This is a genomic window from Qipengyuania sp. (assembly GCF_042095715.1).
GTDB lineage: Bacteria > Pseudomonadota > Alphaproteobacteria > Sphingomonadales > Sphingomonadaceae > Qipengyuania.
In genome coordinates this window covers 1-4855 of sequence record NZ_JBELMO010000122.1, presented here as the reverse complement: position 1 = coordinate 4855, position 4855 = coordinate 1, and the positions used below count along the sequence as shown (strand labels likewise).

Annotated in this window: 5 protein-coding genes; all 5 read left to right on the top strand. The window is 65.4% G+C overall.

Going from position 1 to position 4855, the window contains the following annotated elements; translation table 11 throughout:
• Positions 1-577: SDR family oxidoreductase (locus ACFDTG_RS16150; RefSeq protein WP_375291959.1), on the top strand; the 577-nt coding region annotated here is incomplete at its 5' end.
• A gap of 19 nt (positions 578-596) precedes the next feature.
• Complete coding sequence (locus tag ACFDTG_RS16145; protein WP_375250255.1) at positions 597-827, top strand: biotin/lipoyl-containing protein; 231 nt, start codon at positions 597-599, stop codon at positions 825-827.
• A complete protein-coding gene (locus ACFDTG_RS16140; RefSeq protein WP_375250256.1) occupies positions 827-1582 on the top strand; it encodes a 2-oxo acid dehydrogenase subunit E2 in 756 nt (251 codons plus the stop codon). The genes ACFDTG_RS16145 and ACFDTG_RS16140 overlap by 1 nt, the downstream gene beginning before the upstream one ends.
• A gap of 26 nt (positions 1583-1608) precedes the next feature.
• Positions 1609-3159, top strand: a complete 1551-nt coding sequence (locus ACFDTG_RS16135) for an AMP-binding protein (protein ID WP_375250257.1) — start codon at positions 1609-1611, stop codon at positions 3157-3159.
• The coding region (locus tag ACFDTG_RS16130; RefSeq protein ID WP_375291958.1) for an acyl-CoA dehydrogenase family protein at positions 3156-4855 on the top strand (1700 nt) is incomplete at its 3' end. The genes ACFDTG_RS16135 and ACFDTG_RS16130, both read left to right, overlap by 4 nt.

Sequence of the window (4855 nt, the reverse complement as noted above, 5' to 3'; positions counted from 1 at the left end):
CAATATGAGCGAGGATGAATGGGACTTGGTGGTGAAGGTGCATCTGAAGGGTACATTCGCCCCGCTGCATCATGCTGCCAATCACTGGCGGCTCGAATCCAAGGCTGGCCGGACTGTCGACGCCCGCGTGATCAACACGACCTCGCATTCGGCCCTGTTCGCCAATATCGGGCAGGCGAATTACGCGGCGGCAAAAGGGGGTATCGCCACGCTGACGCAACTCGCCGCGCGCGAGCTTGCCCGGATCGGCGTGACGGTCAACGCTATCGCCCCTCGCGCGGAAACCCGCATGACGGCCGGCCTGAGCCAGGGCCAAAGCGAAGAGCGCATGGCGCGTCGCGACCCCGAGTGGATCGCAACGTTGGTCGCGTGGCTGGCCAGCCCGGAAGCCAGCAGCGTTTCGGGGCGCATCTTCGAGGCATGGGGCTATGGCTATTCGGTGATCGAAAGCTGGCAGCATGGTCCACAGATGGAGGCGTCGAAGGATCCCGCCGCAATCGGTGCCGATGTGCTGCGGATCACGGGGTTCGCGCGGGCCAACGCGGGCATCGACCGAAACACTTGGCTCAACCCCTGACAAAGAGGCGGGCGACACCATGACAACGCAGATCTTGCTGCCCAAACTGGGCTTTTCCATGAACGAGGGGGAACTGGTCGAATGGCTCGTTCCCGATGGCGGGCAGGCGGTCGCCGGGGAGCCGCTGTTCGCGCTCGAAAGTGACAAGTCGACCCAGGAAGTCGAGGCGCCAGTGAGCGGGACGCTCCGTATCCTGAAGCCGGTCGGCGAGACCTATCCCGTTGGAACCGTCCTGGGCGAGATCGACTGATGCGCGACGTCCCGTCCATGCTGGCGGGGCTGAGCCCCATGCCGAATACCGACTTTTCGGCCTTCGGCCCGGTCGAGCTGGAGCCGCTGAGCAAGATACAGCGGCTCACCGGCGCGTTCCTCGGCAGAAACTGGGTGACGATCCCGCACGTCACGCATCATGACGAAGTCGACGTCACGACCTTGGAGGAGCGGCGGGCGACCTGGAATGCGACGCACCCCGAGGCGAAATTGACGCCGGTGGCGCCGCTGGTGAAGGCGATGGCGATCGCGCTGGCGGAGAACCCGCGCTTCAACACCGCGCTTTCGGCGGACGGTATGCAGATCGTGCGAAAGGGCTACGTTCATATCGGCGTGGCCGTTGACACCCCGCGCGGGTTGCTGGTCCCGGTCATCCGTGACGCCGATCGCAAAACGGTGCGTGAGATCGGTGCCGAACTCGCGGAGCTTGCTGCCCGGGCGCGTGACAAGGGCCTTCCGATGGCCGCCATGGAAGGTGGGTGCATCACCCTATCGTCACTCGGTCACATCGGTGGCACGGCCTTCACGCCGATCATCAACGCGCCCGAGGTTGCCGTGCTGGGCGCCTTGGCCATTCAGGAGCGTCCGTTTCGCGGCAGCGACGGCGACATCGCCTGGGCGAAGCGGCTGCCTCTGTCGCTCAGTTATGACCATCGCGTGATCAACGGCGCCGATGCGGCACGCTTCGTCCAATCGATCGGTCGCGCCTTCGCCGATCCGGCCTTGCTCATATGACGGGGGCGCAATCGTCAGGTGGTCTGTTGGAGACGGGCTCCATGCGGTTGCCGGCGGATTATCCGCGCATCAATGCCGAGCGCGCGCCCGACGCGACAGCAATGTCGTTCAACGGACGGAGATGGACGCACGCCGCCCTCGATCGTGCGAGCGATGCCGTCGTCCGCCTGTTGCGCGACCGTGGTATCGCGCGCGCAGATCGTATCGCCTATCACGGGCGCAATCGCGACCTGTTCTTTCCCGTGCTGTTCGGGGCGATGCGTGCTGGCGTGGTGCTGGTGCCGGTCAACTGGCGCAACACTGCTGCGGAAACCCGCCACGTGCTGGACGATTCCGGCGCGAGCCTGGTGTTCGCTGACACCGAATTCCTGCCGGTGGTCGAGGCGGCGAGCGATGGACAGGTGCCGGTGATCCTCGTCGACGGAGCCGGGCCGGATGGATTGCAGCACCTGCTGGATCACAGCATTCCGGCGGACGCTACGCCGAGCGATCCGCATGCGCCGGCGCTGCTGCTGTATACCAGTGGTACGACGGGGCGGCCGAAGGGCGCGCTGGCGAGCCAGTTCGCGCTTGCCGCGCAGCGCCATGCGGAGCGATGCAGCGGTCATTTCGACGACTGGGGTGACGACGAAATCCTGCTGTCGCCACTCCCCAACTTCCATATCGGCGGCTTGTCCTGGGCGTTGAGCGCCTTCGTGCGCGGCGTGCCACTGATCGTCAGCGACAATCCCGCCCCCGCTGCCATGCTGGATACGATCGGCCAGAAAGGGGTGACGCGCGCATTCATGGTGCCCACGCTGGTGCGTGGGTTGATCGACGAAATGCATGCGCGCGGCCTGACCCGGTCCACCTTGCGCGGCATCCATTATGGCGCGGCCGCGATGGACCCTCAATTGCTCGATCGCTCGGTCGCGACGCTCGGTTGTCGTTTCCTGCAATATTACGGCATGACCGAGGTCGGCGGCAGCGCCACCGTACTGGGGCCGGCGCTGCACGATCCCGCGCGACCGCATCTCCTGCGTTCAGTCGGGCGACCGCTGCCGGGCTTCGAGCTGAGCGTCCGGGACCCTGAAGGCGCGCTGCTTCCGCCCGACGTGCCCGGCGAGATATGGATCCGCGGACCAAGTCTGACCGCAGGCTATTGGCGTCGCCCGGATGCCGATGCGGAGGCGATGGTGGACGGCTGGTATCGTACCGGCGACGGTGGCCGCCTGGATGAGGAAGGCTTCCTGTTCCTGACGGACAGGATCAAGGACATGATCGTGAGCGGCGGCGAGAATGTCTATCCCGCCGAGGTGGAGGCGGCATTGCGCGACCATCCGGCGGTAGCCGATTGCGCGGTATTCGGTTTGCCGCACGCGAGATGGGGCGAAGGGGTAACGGCGGCGGTCGAACTGCGGCCGGGACATAGCATAAACGCGGAGGATCTCATTGATTTCGCCCGCACGCGCCTGGCCGCCTTCAAGATTCCCCGGCGGATTGCCTTCGGCGTGACCTTGCCGCGCACCGCATCTGGCAAGGTTCAGCGCGGCGTTCTCCGTTCTGCCTTCATGGCCATGGAGGAGAAGGCGCAGTGAACTTCGCCCGGACAGACGAGCAATTGATGCTCGCCGATATGGCTGACCGGCTGCTGGCCGAGGCCAATGATTTCGAGGCGCGCCGCCAACGGTTGGGCACTGCGAACCCCGACCGTATGGCCCTGTGGCCCACATTGGTGGAGCAGGGGCTGCTGGGTGCATTGATACCCGAGGAGGCAGGCGGCTTCGGCGGCGGAGCGCGCGATCTCGCCGTCGTGATGGCGGCAGCCGGACGTCACCTCGTGGTCGAACCGTTGCTCGCCGTGGCGGTAGCCGCGCGCTTGCTGCATCTTGCCGGACACGATGTCGAGACGATCGTCGCGGGGGGCCGCGTTGTCGTCCTGGCGCACGACGAGGGGGTTGACCCGTTCGCACCGCGCGGCACGCTCGGCGAATGCGATGCAGATGGCTGGCGGATCAGTGGCGAGAAGCCCGCTGTGCGACATGGCGATTTGGCCCACGCCTTCATCGTCTCCGCCACGGTCGACGGCGAGGACGCTCTCTTTCTGGTGGATGCCGTGGCGAACGGTGTCCGGCGTGAACCGATGCGCTCGATGGACGGCGCGTCCACGGCAACCGTGTACCTCGATCGCTGTCGCGCACAGCGGCTCGACCTCGATCCGCGGTATCTCGGCGAGGCGATCTCGCGCGTGTCGCTGGGACTGGCGGCAGAAACGGTCGCGATCGCCGCGGCGATGCTCGAACGAACGTGCGCCTATCTAATTGTCCGAAAGCAATTCGGCGTTCCCCTTGCGACGTTCCAGGCTCTGCAGCATCGCGTCGCCGACATGAAGGCGGCATTGGAAGGGGCGACCGCCCTGGTCGAGCGCGCGATCGGGTTCGTGGATCGCGGGCTGCACTTAGGCGCGGCTTACGCCGCCAAGGCGCTGGCAGACGATAGCGGCAGGCTTGTTGCCCACGAGGCTGTGCAGATGCACGGCGGGATGGGCGTGTCGGACGAACTGGACATCAGCCACTACCTTCGACGGCTGGCTGTTATTCGGGCAAGTCACGGCGGCGCGGCGGCGCATCGCGCGCAGGTTGGCGATCTTGCTGGCATCGTCGACCCAAATGATCCCCTAGACTCGTTTCGGAAGGAGGTCGCCGCCTTCGTGGCCGGACACCTGCCACCGGATATCATGGACAAGGCCGCGCGTGGTCTGGAGTTCGGCAAGGATGACTTTGTCGCCTGGCAAAAGGTCCTTCGGGCGCATGGGTGGTTCGCTGGTGCATGGCCGGTCGAGCACGGCGGCCGCGGGTGGGATCTCGAACGCCAGCTCGCCTTCGTGCAGGAGGTTGGGCGCGCGGGTGCACCAATGATCATCCCCTATGGCGTCAATATGGTCGGGCCGGTGATCTATACTTTCGGCAACGAGGAGCAGAAATCCCGGCATCTGCCCGGCATCCTGTCTTCCGACATATGGTGGTGCCAGGGCTATTCGGAGCCGAACGCCGGTTCCGATCTCGCCAGCCTGAAGACCTTGGCCGTGCGTGACGGTGATCATTATGTCGTGAACGGCACGAAAATGTGGACGACAGAGGCACATTGGGCCGACTGGATGCATTGCCTCGTCCGGACCGATCGTGATGCGCGGCCGCAGGCGGGTATATCGTTCCTGCTGATCGACATGACGTCGCCCGGTATCGAGGTGCGGCCGATCGTGACGATCGACGGGCAGCATCACACGAACCAGGT

Excerpts from the sequence above, each read along its gene's own strand:
- ACFDTG_RS16145 (WP_375250255.1), top strand. The coding sequence starts at position 597 with ATGACAACGCAGATCTTGCTGCCCAAACTGGGCTTTTCCATGAACGAG.
- ACFDTG_RS16140 (WP_375250256.1), top strand. The coding sequence starts at position 827 with ATGCGCGACGTCCCGTCCATGCTGGCGGGGCTGAGCCCCATGCCGAAT.